The 17,908-nt window shown below is 40.8% G+C and carries 14 protein-coding genes; 13 read left to right on the top strand and 1 reads right to left on the bottom strand.

Annotated elements, in window-relative coordinates; genetic code table 11:
• Positions 1–405: 405 nt before the first annotated feature.
• The 13 genes from PCAR9_RS17410 (at position 406) to PCAR9_RS17350 (ending at position 16,902) form a co-directional block, all read left to right on the top strand.
• Positions 406–3,120, top strand: a complete 2,715-nt coding sequence (locus tag PCAR9_RS17410) for a glycosyltransferase (RefSeq protein WP_179984700.1) — start codon at positions 406–408, stop codon at positions 3,118–3,120.
• Between the two features lie 15 nt (positions 3,121–3,135).
• Positions 3,136–5,925 (top strand): glycosyltransferase, encoded by a 2,790-nt coding sequence (locus tag PCAR9_RS17405; RefSeq protein ID WP_179984699.1) that lies wholly within the window; start codon positions 3,136–3,138, stop codon positions 5,923–5,925.
• A gap of 409 nt (positions 5,926–6,334) precedes the next feature.
• Positions 6,335–6,850, top strand: coding sequence for a hypothetical protein (locus PCAR9_RS17400; RefSeq protein WP_179984698.1), 516 nt, complete (start codon positions 6,335–6,337; stop codon positions 6,848–6,850).
• Between the two features lie 22 nt (positions 6,851–6,872).
• A complete protein-coding gene (locus PCAR9_RS17395; protein ID WP_179984697.1) occupies positions 6,873–8,189 on the top strand; it encodes an alginate O-acetyltransferase AlgX-related protein in 1,317 nt (438 codons plus the stop codon).
• Between the two features lie 42 nt (positions 8,190–8,231).
• The gene (locus PCAR9_RS17390; RefSeq protein WP_332066661.1) at positions 8,232–8,459 is read left to right on the top strand and encodes a hypothetical protein; all 228 of its coding nucleotides are present in this window, start codon (positions 8,232–8,234) and stop codon (positions 8,457–8,459) included.
• A gap of 12 nt (positions 8,460–8,471) precedes the next feature.
• Entirely contained in the window at positions 8,472–9,356 is an 885-nt protein-coding gene (gene rfbA, locus PCAR9_RS17385; protein WP_179984696.1) for a glucose-1-phosphate thymidylyltransferase RfbA, read from the top strand.
• 75 nt (positions 9,357–9,431) lie between these two features.
• Positions 9,432–9,977, top strand: coding sequence for a dTDP-4-dehydrorhamnose 3,5-epimerase (gene rfbC / locus PCAR9_RS17380; RefSeq protein ID WP_179984695.1), 546 nt, complete (start codon positions 9,432–9,434; stop codon positions 9,975–9,977).
• A 57-nt stretch (positions 9,978–10,034) separates the two neighbouring features.
• On the top strand, positions 10,035–10,904 hold the full coding sequence (rfbD, locus tag PCAR9_RS17375; RefSeq protein WP_179984694.1) for a dTDP-4-dehydrorhamnose reductase: 870 nt from the start codon (positions 10,035–10,037) through the stop codon (positions 10,902–10,904).
• Between the two features lie 37 nt (positions 10,905–10,941).
• Complete coding sequence (rfbB, locus tag PCAR9_RS17370) at positions 10,942–12,024, top strand: dTDP-glucose 4,6-dehydratase (RefSeq protein WP_179984693.1); 1,083 nt, start codon at positions 10,942–10,944, stop codon at positions 12,022–12,024.
• A gap of 86 nt (positions 12,025–12,110) precedes the next feature.
• A complete protein-coding gene (locus PCAR9_RS17365) occupies positions 12,111–13,787 on the top strand; it encodes a glycosyltransferase family 2 protein (RefSeq protein ID WP_179984692.1) in 1,677 nt (558 codons plus the stop codon).
• A gap of 163 nt (positions 13,788–13,950) precedes the next feature.
• A complete protein-coding gene (locus PCAR9_RS17360; RefSeq protein WP_179984691.1) occupies positions 13,951–15,138 on the top strand; it encodes a nucleotide sugar dehydrogenase in 1,188 nt (395 codons plus the stop codon).
• A gap of 310 nt (positions 15,139–15,448) precedes the next feature.
• Positions 15,449–16,096: a YkgJ family cysteine cluster protein gene (locus tag PCAR9_RS17355; protein WP_179984690.1), complete on the top strand. Its 648-nt coding sequence runs from the start codon at positions 15,449–15,451 to the stop codon at positions 16,094–16,096.
• A gap of 149 nt (positions 16,097–16,245) precedes the next feature.
• Positions 16,246–16,902, top strand: a complete 657-nt coding sequence (locus tag PCAR9_RS17350; protein ID WP_179984689.1) for a transposase — start codon at positions 16,246–16,248, stop codon at positions 16,900–16,902.
• A gap of 29 nt (positions 16,903–16,931) precedes the next feature.
• Here PCAR9_RS17350 and PCAR9_RS17345 read toward each other — a convergent pair whose 3' ends face one another.
• A complete protein-coding gene (locus PCAR9_RS17345) occupies positions 16,932–17,822 on the bottom strand; it encodes a LysR family transcriptional regulator (protein WP_179984688.1) in 891 nt (296 codons plus the stop codon).
• Positions 17,823–17,908: the final 86 nt, after the last annotated feature.

The following is a 17,908-nucleotide window of genomic DNA, read 5'->3' as shown; positions in this document are numbered from 1 at the left end:
GCATTCACTGTACAATTAGGTCTACCAAGCCGCCAGCGAATGACTTCCAAATTAACAGTTCTTTTTGCTACGAGTGAATTGCTGTTATACTGCCCACCTAGTAAGAGTAACAAGGCCTTATAGCTACAATTTTTAAAGGTAAGACAAACATTACAACTTTTCTGTTTGGCTCAAATATCTGTTATTTCAGTGCCTTCTGAGTAGATTGCTGAAAAGCCTACACGATACTCTCGAAATAGATACCAACGAATTTACTTACAAGGAAACAAGTCCGTTTCCAATTAAAATGTAGAAAAAGTAGTAATGAAATAAATTGAAGATGTATCGACCTAACAAAAACTTTTCGTTTTACTGATAAATTAAGTAGGTGTGTCGTACATTTTTACTGAAACATGGAAACTCATAATGTTCAAAGCATTTAAAAAAAGCTCTCCGTTTAAGCGAAACGTTACAAAAAAGCAAATAGAGCTTATAAAGCGCTCAAACCTTTTTGATTCTTCTTGGTATATGAGCGAAAATCCAGATGTAGAAATCGCTGGTATGGACCCAATCGAACATTACCTTAAAAATGGTGCGAATGAAGGTCGCAATCCTAGTGAAGCGTTCGACTCAAAGTGGTATATAGACTATTACCAAGATGTTAAGGAGTCGGGCATCAATCCGCTGCTACATTTCATCGAGTATGGACGAACGGAAGGCAGATTGCCTCTGCCTTCTTTGATGCACTCTTCTAAAAAAATTACTTCTAGGTTCAAAACAGCCCCTACTCAGGTAGCTGATCTCAGTAAAAAGTTATGGGGCGGCTTTAGCCAGTATGCTTCTGCAGAGTTGGCTAAAATAGCTGATGATTCTGCTGTTCAGGTGAAAGAACGTGTAGCTGCAATATATGTTCTAGCTCGCTGGCATGCTACGAATAGCAACTGGACTTGCACAGTCGAAAACATACGAAAGATTCGTAAGTTGGATATAAAGGCTTATCGCTTAAAGCGCACAAAACTGTTGTTAGTTGAGGCATTGCAAAAGCTTGGTAAGTATGAAGAGGCTTCTAAGTTCATCAAGCCATCTTTAGAATATAGATTTGACAGTGACTTTGTCTGTGCGTTATCGAATCAAGAATTACCGGCAGAGCAAAGACTTTCTTACATCAACGAAATTTACAATTATTACTCATTAGCCCCACTTAGCTTCAACGATGCTAGCAAAGGAATGAGTTTTGGTAATTTGAAAGCAGAGAAAAGTTTTATACCAATTAGCAATGGGCCCAAAGTCAGCATTCTTGTGCCGGTATATAATGCTGAGGACTACATTAAGGTTGCTATCAACTCGTTATTGGAGCAAAGCTGGTCGAACATAGAAATTATTGCTGTAGATGATTGCAGTAAAGATCGTTCTGTTGAGATACTAAACGAATTAGCGGAAAACGATACTAGACTCAAAGTTTTTGAGAACGCCGAAAACTTAGGGGCTTATGGCACTAGAAATAAAGCACTTAGCCTTGCAACAGGTGATTTTATAACAGTCCACGATAGTGATGACTGGTCTCACCCTCAAATGCTTGAAATTCAGTTAGGAGCGATGTTTAGCAACCCCAGGTTAAAAGTGACTTGCTCAATGATGGCGAGAGTTTTGCCAGACATGCGCTTTATGCTTAGGCCACAAAGAAATAACCTTGAGTACGTTCATAGAAGTTACCCATCAGTGCTTATAAGAGCAAGCGACTTGAAAGCTTTGGGTGAATGGGATGGTGTTTCGGCTAACGCTGATGATGAATTTGTTCAAAGAGCTAGAATTCTCTGGGGCAAAGAATCTGTTCGAGATATTTTGACTGGCGTGCCCTTATCATTCTTTTTAGTTCATGAAAACTCCTTAACTCAAAATGCAAAAACGAGTTTGAATAGCTTAACTTTCGGTATACGCCATGAATACTCTAGACAAGCTAATTACTGGAAAGAGTATAAGGTTGAAGATGATAGCGAAACTATTATTACTGAAAGAACAAGCTTAAAAAGACCATTCCCGATCCCCGCTGGTTTAGCGCCAAATAATTGGCCGATAAATAATCATTATGATCTGGTCATAATATCTGATTTAAGTCTTCTTGGTGGTACAAGAAGGTGTAATGAGGGTTATATAGCAGCAGCTTTAGAGTCAGGTCTCAGAGTGGGGCTTTTCCACTGGCCAAGGTATGATTTGAAGCTTGCCGATATTGCTAATGAATATACGGAACTTACTTATAAAGATAACGTCGATATGCTTGTTCATGAAGACGAAATATCTGCAGATTTAGTTATTATACATCACCCGCCAATATTGAAGTACGAAATAGACGCTGTTCCTAAAATTCAATGTGAAAAGCTTGGAATACTTATTAATCAATCTCCAATGCAGTTATGGAGTCAAGAACCGCATTACTATAACGAAGACGAAGTTAACCAACTGTGTGTCAAGTTATTCAATAAGAAGCCTACTTGGATCCCAATTTCACCTATTGTAAATAAAACCATGAAAATGGCTGGTGGAGGGCAACATCTTCATGACCAAGTTTGGTACCCACCGTACTCTAAAAGTCTAGTTGGCAAAACACCTGAACTACCTGAAAACTTTGGGGGCGAAAGGAAAATAATTCTAGGGCGCCATAGCCGTGACCATTGGACAAAGTGGCCTTCGCAACCTAAGCAACTACAAGCAGCTTATTGTGCAAACAGTAAACAGGTAGCTGTAAAACTTTTAGGTGGGGCTAAAACACCGAAAAAGATGTTAAAAACATTACCCAAAAACTGGTCTGTATTAGAGTTTGACTCCGTAGCGGTTGATACTTTCATCAGCGAATTAGATTTCTTTTTACACTTTACTCATGAAGATTACATAGAAGAATTCGGCAGAAATATAATGGAAGCAATGGCACATGGGCGTGTTGTTCTTTTGCCTCACAGTTATGAAGTGATTTTTGGTGATGCGGCTGTTTACTGCTTAGAGAAAGACGTAGAAAAAATGGTTTTAGAAATGTGGAACAGCACAGAGAAGTACAGAGCGCAGGCCCTAAAAGGCTATAACTTTGTCGTGGACAATTGCAGCCAAGAGAAAGTCGCAAAAAATATTGCTGGGCTATTATCCTGCTAAAAGATCTAACATTAAATGTGTAAGCAAACCTATTCATTTTACGTAGATAAAAAATGGTATCTCGAAACCTATCCGGATGTTGCAGCAGCCGGTATTGATCCTGTTATCCATTTTGAAAAACATGGTAGGAGAGAGGGAAGAATTCCCTGTGAGTTGCCTTCACTTTCTATTGAGCGCGACTTATGGGCGAACGCCCTCGACATAGAAGGCCACAAGCAATTTCTCGATAAACTAATTGAGTATTCTAAGAAAACGGAAGTTAATGGTGTATACGCGCAAAAGGTATTAACTGAATTTTCTCTATTTCGTTTAGAGTACTCTGAAGCACGGTCTTATGCAGAAAAAGTTGTTTTAAATATAGATGTAGCTTCAAAACTGTTTGACTCTACTTCACTTTTTTTATTGTGCTTTGAGTCACATCTCAAAAGTAAAGAATTAAACTCGGCTAGAAAGTTAATTGAGCATCCTTTATGGGTAGAATCTAACTCTAAACTACTAGCTAGACAAATGTTAGAAGCTCAAGATTGTAAGCTAGAACAACTAAATTCAATATATCGTTCTTGTGACCTTGCATCTATCGAGACAACCGCCAGCGAAATTAATATCGATCGCATTATTGCGAAAAAGCAGAAAACAAAGTTTGCACAACGTATTCTCAAAACTTTTTTCCCAAAGAAAGTATCTGTAATTGTTCCAGTATTTAATGCTGAAAAAACTATAAAAACAGCACTAGACGCTTTGTTAGCGCAAAGCTGGGATAATATAGAGATAATAGTGATTGACGATTGTTCAACAGACAATACGTTGAAAGTGTTGGAAGAATATAACGAAGAACCAAACCTCTTCGTATATCAAAACGATGAAAACAAAGGGGCCTACCCAACTAGAAACAAAGGAGCTGTTATAGCATCTGGTGACTTTGTAACGGTCATGGATGCAGATGACTGGGCACACCCAGAGAAAATAGAGCAGCAAGTTTTACCGTTTTTATTCAAACGCAAAATTAAGGCTACGGTTTCTCACTGGGTTAGATGTACTAAAGATTTGTCATTTACTAAAATGAGAATTGATGGTTCTCTCATCTATAGAAACATCTCCTCGCTAATGGTCGAAAAAAGTGTTTTTGACGATATTGGAATGTGGGATGAACTAAAAGCGGGTGCAGATACGGAGTTTTACCATAGGCTCATTGCAAATTTTGGGTATGATAGTGTGCACGAGGTTCTTCCTGATGTTCCTTTATCCTTTGGAAGGGTTGTAGAGACTTCACTAACACAAAGTTCCGCTACGCATTTGGTAACGCAATTTGGCGGGGCGAGACAGGAGCATTTGGCGTTTGCGCAAATGTGGCACAGGAATGCACCAACCCCAATTAAGTTTGATTTAACAAGAAGTTTATTTCCAGTGCCTCTTGAGCTTTGCCCAAACAAGGGGGCGAGGTCGTTGCATAATGAGAACTTGCATCGGTGGTATCGGGCTTTTAACAATAGCTGGTATTTAAGCAGTTACTCAAATGTAAACAAGATGGGGGGGAGTATTTACGACCATTACCTGTCACTGGGAGAGAGTTTGGACTTGTCTCCAAATCCATTATTTGTTCCCAGCGCTTACCGGTTAAAATTTCAGCTGCGGAATCAAGACTCTCCAACATGGCACGCGTTGAAAAGCTCTTGGTCTTTCGAGCACCCAGTAACTCTGGATGGCGACTCAAAAAACTCTCAAAGGGAAATTGCATTGTTTGCACACAGTGTGTCCCAAGATATTTTTGGTGCAGAAAAAAGCTTCTTGGACATAGCTGAGGCATTATCGGAAAGCGGGTATTGTCTACATATTTTTCTTCCCAACGCTTTGAATGAAAGTTATATAAATGAACTAAAACGGTACGCTGTTAGATTAATCTTTATCCCCCTAATTTGGTTCAGCAAAGGGAGAGACGCCAGCGCTATGCAGGTGGAATATCTCAGCAACTATTTTAAGCAAAGTCGCATAGAGCTTGTATATGTTAATACTATCATGCTTTTCGAGCCCTATTGTGCAGCTGCCAAAGCAAATGTAAAAACGATTACACACGTCAGGGAGTTGCCGGAGTTTGATGAGCATATCCGGAATGTTCTTGGTGAGGACGAAGAAGAAACTCGCGAACGCATCTGCAGGGTTTCTACTCACTTAGTCGCTAATTCTAACGTTACTGCCGAGTGGCTAGACGCTAAAGGTAAATGCAATACTGTTTATAATGTTGTAAATGTTTCAACAGTAACCCCAGCTATCGATACATCTAAACCCTTAAAAGTTTGCATGTTGAGTAGTAACTTGCCTAAAAAAGGTGTCGAAGATTTCTTTGAAATAGCCAGCAGGTGCGTAGACAGTAAAATAACCTTCTCGCTTTATGGTCCTGTTACCTCAGAAGTTGAAGCTGCGAGTAGGCGTTTCACCTCAAATAATGTATGTATTCGAGGATATACTGAGAAGGTGAGTACTGAAATATTAAATAATGACATTGTACTTTGCTTGTCGTCATTTAAAGAATCTTTTGGCAGGACCGCTGCAGAAGCAATGATCCACAGAAGAGTGGTTGTTGGTTATCAGTGGGGCGCTATCGAGGAGCTTGTAGATGAATCGAGCGGTATTCTTGTACCATTCAAAAATGTCGAGCAAGTCGCAGAAAACTTGAAAAAATTATCTGAAGAAAAAACAATGCTGATTAAATATGCCGAGAATGCTAAAAGACGAGCTGATTCACTATTTTCTCGGTCATCTTTTAATAGTTCAGTAAAAGCCATGGTTGAGAAAGTCATACTGCAGTAGATATTGATATTCTTTACTTTTAGGCTTTTTCAGCTGACGGTTTATCAGAGAATTGTCCTAGAAAACTTTTAAATACCGCAATAATCACATTTAGGAACGCAAGATTACTGTTACTCTACAAGAGTTACGATGTAACTGGAACTAAGCGTTTAATATCAGAAAATTTTGTGGTGTAATGCCAAATAACGTAGCAAGTTAGTAACTTATGTCTTATCGGATACATCCACTTTGGAGACTAGAGCGATTGGTGTCGCCTTCGATGTACTCGCGAAGTTTTCCTCACCCTCGTGTGACTTTTCTCTCTCATCATATCCCGAAAACCGCCGGAAGTTCACTGAGAGTTGCTTTCGAGCAGTCATTAGGGAACAGAGTAGTATACGGTGTTTATGATAATACAGGTGCATCTGAAATGTCGGCTGGAGAGGCAGTTTGGTTACCCGCCAAAGCTGCAATATTACATGGGCATTTTAAACCTCACATTAACCATGAACAGATGTTTCCTTTTGCAAAGAGGGCGGTATGGGTGCGCGATCCTCTAGAGCGGTTATGGTCACTAGTTGGCCATCTCATGTCAATAGGGACAAGGCATCCCCAGTATCACCTATTAAAATCAGCTTTACCAAACACTAACTTTAAATCTCAAACGAGTATTGTGCATGATCTAGTTACCGAAGATGCAGTAAAAGTGTTCACTCGTGCCTATAGTAATTTTTTTAGAAATGTACCAATAAGCGATTTTGCTTTCGTGGGATCCAAGCATCGTTACGAAAAGGGGTTGAATAAACTTTCTGCGTTATTAGATTTAGAACTAGAAATTAAGCAAGTTAATAGAAGAAATAATATGGGTCATAGTATACCTACTAGTATTCGTCGCCTGGAACCTTATCTTCAGGAAGAATACGAGTTAGTTGGGGATTATCTGTAATGTTTTATGGCAAGGAACTGTAGTGGCAGTTTATTCAATTAGTACGCAAAGGGTGGGCCCAGATGATGAAACGCAGTTTCGCTGGCATTTAGACTTTCCTGTACAAGGGCAGAATATTGATGGTTCTCTCTTGAAAAATGAAGGGTTGCTACTTCAGGGGTGGTTTTTAGAGGAAAGTGGCTCACCCATATCACTTGTTGTGTTAAATGGTTGTGATGTTATTCCTTTAACTTTGTCTCGCGCTAGGCCTGATGTTATTTCAAAAATTCTAGGGGAGTTGCCCGAAGAGCACCCTAATCTCCATTGTGGTTTTTCTCAGCAGGTTAAACTTAAGCATTCTTCCTTCTCTATCTGTGTTGTAAAAGACGGTCGATTTATTCAAATTTTAACGGGTGCGATAGAGGGAAAGTTTCAAATACTTAAAGGAGAGAACGGGTGGCTGTTTCTAGATAATGATACAAATAAAAGTATTGAACAACACACTGGTAAGTTTAGGTTGTCACGCACGGCAAGGGCAGAATGGAAAGAATACTTAGGTTCTTTAACTAATTATTCTCTTTCAAGAAAGTTACCTGTTTGTTTACTGGTTGCACCTTCAAAAGAGATGGTCTACCAACAATATTACCCATATAAGTTCTCTAAACAAGCGCCTATTAGGAAACTTACTGAATTAATTCCGGATGCTCTTAATTTCGTACTGCCCATACAAGAATTGAGAGAGCTAGATCGTCGGTCATTTCGAGTTTGTGATACCCATTGGAGTGTTCATGGAGCTAGGCTCGCTTCGCAACTGGTTTCAAGCAAACTTTCACGTAAACCTGTCAGCGAACTAGATATCTTTAATTCTGATGTTTATCAAACAAAAAGATTAAGTGGAGACTTGGGCTCAAAACTTTTCCCTGCTCAATTACACGAAGAAGATAGGCTTACTAGCTATAATTACAGGGAAAAGATTGTATATGACAATAATATAGATAACTTTGGTAGAGTTATTTGCATGTTTAACCGGGAAGCTTTACTTAGTGAAACGCTCTTAGTATTTGGGTCGTCTTCTTCTTACACGATGTTTGACTACTTAACCCGTTTGTACACAAACATCGTGTTCGTTCATACTGCTGGTAATATAGATCATGACGTAATTGAAGCTGTTAGGCCAGACTGCTTATGCTTACAAACTAACGCACGTTTTGTAGTCAAAGCTCCTAAGTTCGAGGATTCAGTTCTCGAATATATAAACGCGAAGAGAAAAACGGGCGAGCCAAAGCCTCCAACTATTGCTGAAATTCTTCCAGATCATAGTATTCCTTATATTGAGTTCTTTAACGACATGTTGCGTTAGAACTTTTTGAGCCTCTGTTAACTGTACGAGGTTTTTAGTTGAATAGATGTACGAATCAATGTTCGTCATAACGATCTAGATTCAGTGCTTGATTTGAGTGTAGTAAAAGATGCAGTCAGTCGCGTAGAAAAGTCTTTAGGTGAAAATGGGCGACTCGTTCTCAGAAAATCTGGAACAGAACCGTTAATTCGTGTGATGATAGAAGCTACAGATATGGGAATTGCTTCTGAGTTAGCCAATAGCTTGGCCGAAGTCATTAAAGAAAACTAAAAAGGAATAAGTATGAAACGGAAGGGCATAATTTTAGCCGGTGGTTCGGGCACTCGTTTGCATCCATTAACGAAAGTGGTGAGCAAGCAGTTAATGCCGGTGTACGATAAACCGATGATATATTATCCCTTGGCTACACTCATGATGTCTGGGATAAGCGATATCTTAATTATCACCACACCAGAAGAGCAGCGCCGTTTCATTGAGCTTATCGGCGACGGTAGTGACTTGGGTATTAATGTTCAATATGCAGCTCAACCATCGCCCGATGGTCTAGCTCAAGCATTTCTTATTGGCGAAAGCTTTATCGGTAGTTCTCCATGCACACTTATTTTGGGTGACAACATCTACTATGGCCACGACTTAAAACTATCGTTGCAGAATGCGTTTAAGCAAGAGCATGGTGCAACGGTGTTTGGTTATCACGTTAACGACCCTGAACGCTATGGTGTGGTAGATTTTGATGATGACTGGAATGCTCTCTCTATTGAAGAAAAACCAGCCGTTGCTAAATCAAACTATGCGGTAACAGGCCTTTATTACTACGACAATCGCGTAGTGGATTTCGCTAAAGAAGTGAAGCCTTCACCTCGTGGAGAACTTGAAATTACCGACCTAAACAACCTGTATCTTAAAGATGGCAGTTTAAAAGTAGAGCTAATGGGGCGCGGTTCAGCATGGTTGGATACAGGTACGCTTGATTCTCTACTCGATGCAGCAAACTTCGTGGCGGCTATCGAAAAACGCCAAGGCTTGAAAGTATGTTGCCCAGAAGAAGTAGCCTATAGAATGGGCTATATCAACGCTGAGCAGCTTGAAAAGTTGGCCGCACCACTTAAGAAAAGTGGGTATGGCGATTACCTTCTAAAAGTTCTAAAGGACAGAGTAAAAGTTTAATCTATATCTAAGTTCAAGAAGGTGGCATTGCCACCTTTCTTCTTATATTCATTTGCACATTTGTACGGAAAGTAAATGCAAGTAATTAAAACAGACATCCCTGATGTAAAAATCATCGAGCCTAAAGTATTTGGTGACGAGCGTGGTTTTTTTCTAGAAACCTTTCGCACCGACTGGTTTAAGAAAGAATGTGCAGATGTAGACTTTGTTCAGGATAACCATTCTAAATCTAGCCAAGGTATTCTTCGCGGCCTTCATTATCAAATGGAGCAAACCCAAGGCAAATTAGTACGTGTAGTCAGCGGTGAGGTGTACGATGTAGCCGTAGATATGCGCAAAGACTCTCCTACATATGGTAAGTGGGTCGGGGTGACGTTATCAGCTGAGAACAAACGCCAGTTATGGGTACCTGCCGGCTTTGCTCACGGCTTTTACGTAACCAGTGATTCTGCCGAGTTTGTGTATAAGTGCACAGACTATTACCATCCGGAATCTGAAATATCAGTTAAGTACGACGACCCAACGTTAAATATTGACTGGCCATTAGTAAATGGTGAGAAGCCTTCTCTATCAGGTAAAGACGAGGCGGGCTTGGCATTTATAGACGCACCTACGTTTTAATTGTCATTAATTTTTTCACTGGCTTTTTATTGGTGTTTTACTAGGTACTAGCGATTAATGAATATTGTAATTATAGGTAAGTCTGGGCAATTAGCTTTTGAGCTCTCTCGTGAACTAGATAATAGCGAGCACCAAGTTACGTTTCTAGGGCGCAATGATATTGATATTACGAACGCCTCTAATGTTGAAGAAACACTATCGCCTTTATCGGTTGATGTTTTAATAAACGCATCTGCCTATACAGCTGTTGATAAGGCAGAAGAAGATACAGAAGCGTGTAATGCCATCAATGTGTTTGCTGTTAAGAATCTAGCAAAATTCTGTAAAGCAAACGGCGCTTTTATGGTTCATGTGTCTACCGACTATGTATTTAACGGTCACAAAGGTTCGCCTTATCTCACGGACGATCCTATTGAACCACAAGGTGCTTACGGCAAATCGAAAGCAGAAGGCGAAAAAGCACTGCTTGAAATACTGCCAGAGGCTAGCTGTCTAATTCGTACTGCTTGGGTTTACTCTTCGCATGGTAATAACTTTGTGAAAACCATGCTGCGTTTGATGGCTGATAAACCTCAGTTGGGCGTAATAGATGATCAAATTGGAACGCCTACATGGGCTAAAGGTTTAGCTGAAGTTTGTGTTACTGCCGCTTTGAATAAAACCAGTGGCGTGTATCACTGGACTGATGAAGGCGTAGCCAGCTGGTACGACTTTGCGCTAGCTATTCAAGAGCTAGGTGTTGAGAAAGGTTTGCTAGATAAATCGATTCCAGTATTGCCTATTCCGTCAAGCCAATATCCAACACCTGCAAAACGCCCACATTACAGTGTATTAGACAAGCAAACCGCACGCGAAGCGTTTGCGGCGTGTAAGCCTACTCACTGGCGTAAGCAATTAGCCTGCATGTTAGACGAATTGAAAGCGTAAGCGACAAGAACAAGATTATACTTTTGGTAAAAAGAAAATGAGTAAAACAATTTTAGTAACAGGTGGCGCGGGCTTTATTGGTTCTGCAGTAGTTCGCCATCTTATAAACGATACTGACCACACTGTGGTTAACTTAGATAAGCTAACTTACGCGGGTAATTTAGAGTCATTAACTCCTGTTTCAAGCAGCGACCGCTACAGCTTTGAACAAGTTGATATTTGTGATGCTGAAGAAGTAAAGCGCGTGTTTAACACGCACCAGCCAGATATCATTATGCATCTTGCGGCAGAGTCTCATGTAGACCGTTCTATCGATGGGCCTGGCGAGTTTATTCAAACCAATGTAGTTGGTACGTATACCTTGCTTGAACAAGCAAGAGCGTATTGGTCAGCACTGGAAGGAGATAAAAAGGCAGGGTTTAAGTTCCACCATATTTCAACCGATGAAGTATATGGCGACCTTCCTCACCCAGATGAAGTTGAGCCGGGAACGGAGCTTCCACTCTTTACAGAAACAACCCCGTATGCACCAAGCTCGCCATACTCAGCAAGTAAGGCAAGTTCAGATCAGCTAGTGCGTTCTTGGCTTCGCACCTACAAGTTGCCAACCCTTGTAACTAACTGCTCAAATAATTACGGCCCGTATCACTTCCCGGAAAAGCTTATTCCGTTGGTTATTCTAAATGCCCTAGCTGGAAAGCCCCTGCCTGTATATGGCAAAGGTAATCAAATTCGTGACTGGTTGTATGTTGAAGACCATGCACGGGCATTGGTAGTAGTTGCGCTTAACGGCAAAATCGGTGAAACCTATAACATTGGTGGCCATAACGAAAAGCAGAACATTGAAGTAGTGCAAACTATCTGTTCAATTCTGGATGAAGTTAAGCCAAAAGGTAGCAAATACGCTGAGCAAATTACCTACGTACAAGACCGTCCAGGCCACGATATGCGCTATGCCATTGATGCTAGCAAAATTGAGCGTGAGCTAGGATGGAAGCCACAAGAAACCTTCGAAAGCGGTATTCGTAAAACCGTCGAATGGTATTTAGCAAACGAGGGCTGGTGGAAAGCAGTTCTTGACGGCAGTTACCAAGGCGAGCGTTTAGGTACCGGAAGCTGATACCCATATAAACTCACAAGTGTTAAACTAAAAAGCCGCTTTAAATAAAGCGGCTTTCTTTATTTTTAAGGCCCTAAATAGTCTACATGAAAAAAATTGCTATGCGGTCAGTGCGTGCCGCCCTTCAACTTATTCCTAAAAACTTAAAAAACAAGCTCAAACAAAACGAACGTTTAACTGGCTTGTATGTAAGGTCTGTAAGAAAGTCGGGGCTATTTTTCGATGCGCCAACGCCTAAACAAACTCAGGCGTTATACAATTATTGGCTTGAAGTAAATGAGTCTGCTTTTTCAAAGCCAGCAGGTAAGATTGATGGATGGCAAGCTATAGTATTTGGCACCGACAGCCAAGGCGTCACTGAAGGAAGGCTTAAGACGCTTAGTGTTAAAACCTGCTTTATTGCGGGCGATATAGATAAAAGTACCTTAGAAAAGAATATTGCTAGACTGGATGACCAAATTCCTACGTTATTACTTAACGGTGGTGATTCATTACAGGAAGTTGCTATTGGCCATCTATGTGATGCTTTGCAAGAACGCGACTTAGTTTATTGTGATACGGATGAACTTAATATAAATGGGGCTAAGTCATCACCAAGATTCTTACCCGATTGGAACCCTGAGCTTCAATTCTCTACCGCTTATATCAATACTGGGGTAATGATCAAAACAGCGCTGCTCAAGTCGCTATACATTACTAACCAAACAACAATTGCAGAGATAGTTACAGAACTTTCCCTCACTATCAAAAGTTTGGCTATTAATCATTTGCCGCTGCCCTTGGTGCACCAATTACCAGAGAAAAAAGGTGAATTAAACACGCTAGAGCGCGTTAAAACAGTGATAGAAAAACATACAAATGCGAAAGTCGAACTAGACGAGCAATTTAGCGTAAACCGAGTATGCTGGCCTAATAGTAATCCCTTGGTAAGCTTGATCATTCCCACGAAAAACGGGAAAGCTTTGGTGAAAGCATGCATCGAGTCAATTCTAGAGAAAACTACCTACCAAAATTATGAAATATTGCTGATTGATAATGGCTCTGATGAACAGGAAAGTATTGAGTATTTTAGTTATCTAGACACATTGAAAAAAGTAAGAGTTATTCGTTACCCGGCGCCATTTAATTATTCGGCAATTAATAATTTCGGTGTTGAACATGCAAAAGGCTCCATTCTTGGGTTAGTTAATAACGATATTGAGGTTATATCGCCGGATTGGCTTACCTATATGGTTGGCCACGTAGAGCGCAAAGATGTTGGCTGTGTTGGTGCAAAGCTGCTTTATTCTGATACACGGGTACAACACGCTGGCGTTGTTTTAGGCTACGGAGGTGGCGCTGGCCACGCTCACAAGAACTTTCCTCGCTTTCATACTGGTTACTTAAACAGGATCGTTGCTACAAACAACTATAGCGCCGTAACCGCAGCGTGTTTACTAGTTAAACGCACGCATTTTAATGCTGTAAACGGTTTAAATGAAAAGGACCTTTCCGTTGCCTTTAATGATGTAGATTTTTGTTTAAAGGTTAAAGGCTTGGGCGTTAATAACGTTTACTGCGCAGAAGCAGAGCTTTTCCATCATGAATCGGTCAGCAGAGGCTTAGATATTTCACCTGAAAAAGCGGCGCGTTTTAATCGCGAATTAGCTTACCTTCAAACAACGTGGAGTGACTTCATAGCAAACGACCCCGCTTATAATCCCAATCTTACGCTAAAGCGCGAGAACTTTTCGATTAGAAGCGCGGTAGAGTTGAAAGAGTGACGCATGAGGCATAATTGATGCATAGTGCATCAAACAGAGCTTTGATAAACTATTTAAAAAATTAGGCGAGTTAGCCGTAGTATTCATCATTGTTTAAAATTACTATGCAATGATAGTAATGAAGCTTTCGTAAATTATTTGTACAAAACTGGAGAGAATTTAAATGGATAGTACTATGCAGAAGCTTAAAATAGCTGTAGCAGGCACAGGCTATGTAGGGCTTTCAAATGCAGTGCTACTTGCACAACACAATGAAGTGAAAGCGGTCGACCTAGTCCCAGAAAAAGTCGAGATGCTTAATAATAAGAAGTCTCCAATTGAAGACAAAGAAATAGCCGAATATCTAACAACGAAAGAGTTGAACCTAGTTGCAACGCTGGACGCGCAAGAAGCGTATAAAGATGCTGATTATGTTGTTATTGCAACACCAACTGATTACGACCCGCAAACGAACTACTTTAATACAGGTAGTGTAGAAGCGGTTATCAAAACAGTAATGGAAATTAATCCTAATGCGGTAATGATTGTTAAATCTACGGTTCCTGTTGGCTTCACCCGAGATGCAAAGGAGCGTTTCGGGTCAGAGAACATCATCTTTTCACCCGAATTTTTGCGTGAAGGTAAAGCGCTTTACGACAACCTTTATCCTAGTCGTATCATCGTTGGTGAGCGAACTAAGCGAGCTGAAATTTTTGCGAAGTTACTTCAGCAAGGTGCAATTAAAGAAGAAATTGATGTGTTGTTTACCGACAGCACTGAAGCTGAAGCCATTAAGCTTTTTGCTAATACCTATTTGGCAATGCGTGTTGCTTACTTCAATGAATTAGACAGCTATGCTGAGAGCCATGGGTTAGACTCAAAACAAATCATTGAAGGTGTAAGCTTAGACCCTCGCATCGGCAGCCACTACAATAACCCAAGCTTTGGCTATGGCGGTTACTGTCTTCCTAAAGATACTAAGCAACTTCTAGCTAATTACAGCGATGTACCTAATAACATGATTCAAGCGATTGTTGATGCGAATCGTACACGCAAAGACTTCATTGCCGACTCAATTGTTAGCCGCCAGCCGAAAATCGTAGGTATTTATCGCCTTATCATGAAGTCTGGTTCAGACAACTTCCGCGCAAGTGCAATTCAAGGCATCATGAAGCGTATTAAAGCGAAAGGTATTGAAGTTGTAGTTTACGAACCAGTACTCAAAGAAGAGGACTTCTTTAACTCACGAGTAGTAAACGACTTAGAAGAGTTTAAGAAAATCTCTGATGTTATCGTCGCTAACCGTGTAACAGGCGATATCGAAGACGTACTAGATAAAGTATACAGCCGCGACCTATTCAACGCAGACTAACGAAATAAATTGGGATTGCGAAAAGCATCAGTCTTTTCGCAATCCTCCTCACAAAAAAACTTCCCAAAACCCAAAATTCAAAATAAAATCCGCGCCAATTCAACCCCTGCCATCAAGCCTCAAGCTTACTCACACCCGGCGGGGAAGAAGCATGCTTTAAATTATGGGGTCAGAGTATATTTCTGGCTCCAATGCTAACTGTTCACTGGTTACTAAAACCAGTAAACAAAGTGTTGAGTTCATGCTACCTACTAGATAAAGCAGCGTGAACTTCGTTTCGTTTTAGTTTGCTTTTATTAGCGGAGTCGTTATGAATAGGCTGCGTGAGCTTTCCAGCCAAGTAATGGATGTTTACCAAACTCTTTCTCAAGAATTTAGCGCATATCAATCAAGTCAGTCATTAAACTGTGTTGAGAAATGCGGTGCATGTTGCAATAAACCCGATATTGAAGTGTCGCCTTTAGAAATGTTGCCATTTGCTTTGCATTTGTTTGATATAGGGCAAGCCGAACAAGTATTCGATGAACTTCAAAGTTATAGCGGTTTTGCATGCAAGCAATATCAACGCTTAAGTTTGGACGGTACAGAAGGTTATTGCGGAATTTACGAATACCGCCCGGGAATTTGCCGTATGTTTGGTGCGGCAGGCTATAAGACAAAGTCAGGCGAAGCAACGCTTTCGGTATGCAAACCAATTAAACAAGCCGTACCTGAAAAATATGCAGCCGCGCTAATAGCCATACAACCAGCATGGGGTCAGAGTAACAGCTCTGACCCCACAACTACTTCAGGCCGCAAACCTCCAATGATTGCTGAAGGTAGGCAGAAACTTGCGCAGTTGGATTATGGGTTAGGCGAAAAGCTGATGCCTATAAATGAAGCACTTAGCTTTATGTTAGGAAAAATACTTACAATCAGCCTCTATTCTCAAAACATAGATGATGGTGTTGCAGCGTAATAGATAGCAAGAGATAGGGTCAGAGTCCCGACTCTGACCCTCAAATTTTCTATTGCTGGACTTTGTACCTGATTTTCTAGGTACAGGATTGTACTCCGCAAAAGTCCACTTATCATCGATAAGTAATAACGACCAATCGGAGCTATAGTATGGCAAGAAGGAGAAGGATTTCCCCAGCTGGTTTCCCTGTACATGTTATTCAACGCGGCAATAATCGTTCTAATTGCTTTCTAAGTGAAACGGACTTTATTGCTTACGTAAAATGGCTCAATGCCTACGCGAAAAAGTTTAATATACATATACATGCCTGGGTATTGATGACAAATCATGTGCATTTACTTTGCACACCTCAAGAAGATAATAGGGGGGTAAGTGCAATGATGCAGTCAATCGGTCGAATGTATGTAAGAAGATTTAATGCAAAATATGAGCGTACCGGAACATTATGGGAAGGGCGTTTTCGTTCCTGTGTAGTGGATTCAGAGAAATACCTAATGACAGTGTCACGCTACATTGAGCTCAATCCAGTAAGAGCTGGCCTGGCGAAACACCCAGCTAACTATAAGTGGTCAAGCTATCATCGCAATGCACGTGGGGTTCACACCTCATTGTGCACTGAGCACCCAATATATACATCATTAGGCACAGATCCTGAAGCTCGGCAAAAGTCTTACAGCGCACTTTTTCATGACGAACTTTCAAATAAAGATATAGAGCGTATTCGAACATACAGTCAAATAGGTAAGGCGCTTGGCTCAGAACAGTTTAAAACGCGACTATATGAAGCATTGGGGTCAGAGTCCTGACTCTGACCCTATAACTTACACTCAGAGCTTTACGCTAAAATTTCACGTGCCGATTTCACGATCGCTTCACTAATCGTATAGTCGGCACGGCTTTTACCGGTAATGGCGTAGTATCTTTCATTAAGGGTATTGGCGTTACCTATACAATGCACGCCATATTGTTCTTCTACATGTTTCGAAATGGCCGAAGGTGCGCAGAATACGCCGAAATCTTCGCTGCCGAATAACTTCAGCAGCGCTGTATCATCGAATTCGGCCACGATTTTGGGGTAAAGCTGTTCGGTTTCAAGCCAGCTTGTAAGTGCTTGGCGTATGCCCGACGTGTTACCTTGTAGCAGCAACGGCATTTGGTTTAAACAGTCAGGAAACTGTAAGCCTTCACTAAGGGGCGACTTAGCGAAAAAGCTTAATGAGCTTTCCCCTAAGAAGTAGCTGTTAGCGCTAATTTGCGTACCGGGCGCTATGCCTCTGTCGGCAACAATAAAGTCGATAGCGTTAATGGCCAACTCTTTTAGTAAACCATCAAAGCTATCTTCTTTAACTACGTACTTTACTTGCGAGTATTTGCGCATGATATCGTGCACAAAATCATAAAAGAGCACTTTTGGAATGCCATTTGTAATACCTATTACGAATTCCTTCGTATTTACTTCATCGCTATTGTTAAGTATTTCAGCCAGTTGGTTACCCTTGTGAAATATTTCGCTGGCATACTGATAACTTACTTTACCCCGTGCGTTTAGGTACAGCCGTTTGTTTATTCTGTCGAATAGTGAATAGCCAAGCTGACTTTCAAACGTACTGAGTTGCCCGCTTACCGTTTGCGGAGTAACGTGGAGTAATTTAGCGGCTTTAGCAATGCTACCTTCGCGGGCAACCAGATAAAAATAATATAAGTGATGGTAGTTTAGGTGATGCATACTTTAGCAGCCTGTTAAACGGGGAGAGAAATGTACTCTGACCCCATTAATCGTAAACGCAATTATTTTCGATGAAGTATTAAGAA

This window comes from Alteromonas macleodii, from assembly GCF_903772925.1.
Classification (GTDB): Bacteria; Pseudomonadota; Gammaproteobacteria; order Enterobacterales; family Alteromonadaceae; genus Alteromonas; species Alteromonas macleodii_A.
Note: the sequence above shows the minus strand (reverse complement) of the source record. Positions and strands in the feature narration are given on the sequence as shown.